Annotated in this window: 2 protein-coding genes; both read left to right on the forward strand. The window is 33.9% G+C overall.

Features of this window, described 5'->3' with window-relative positions:
- Window positions 1-346 (forward strand): FKBP-type peptidyl-prolyl cis-trans isomerase (locus FUA24_RS02990; protein ID WP_148540008.1); only part of this gene is annotated, 346 nt, incomplete at its 5' end.
- A 121-nt stretch (window positions 347-467) separates the two neighbouring features.
- The coding region (locus FUA24_RS02995) for a GTPase (RefSeq protein ID WP_187388139.1) at window positions 468-640 on the forward strand (173 nt) is incomplete at its 3' end.

Below are 640 nucleotides of genomic sequence, written 5' to 3' on the forward strand. Positions count from 1 at the left end.
TAAAGAAGGTGTGCAAACTACAGAAAGTGGTTTACAATACATTGTTTTAGAAGAAGGTAATGGTGAAAAACCAACAGCTTCAGATAGAGTTAAAGTACACTACCACGGTACATTATTTGACGGTACTGTGTTTGATAGCTCTGTTGATAGAGGTGAGCCAACTACATTTGGTGTTGGGCAAGTAATTAAAGGATGGACAGAAGGTTTACAATTAATGTCTGTAGGGTCAAAATACAAATTCTTTATACCACAAGAATTAGCTTACGGTCATCAGCAACGTGGGCAACACATTAAGCCTTTTACACCTTTAGTATTTGAGGTTGAATTATTAGAAATAGTTAAGTAATAACACATTACTTTTAACAATATAAAAAAGCAGGAAGCATCGTCTTCCTGCTTTTTGTTTTAAATAAATTGCATAAAACAGCCGTAAGGTTGTAACTTTGCGTAACATTTAAAAAGAATATATGTCGCATAAAGCAGGTTTTGTAAATATAATAGGTAATCCTAACGTGGGTAAATCTACCCTAATGAATGCTTTCATTGGCGAAAAACTTTCCATTATAACCTCTAAAGCGCAAACCACGCGTCATAGAATTTTAGGTATTGTAAATGGCGAAGATTTTCAAGTAGTTTTAAG

Source organism: Seonamhaeicola marinus, from assembly GCF_008085455.1.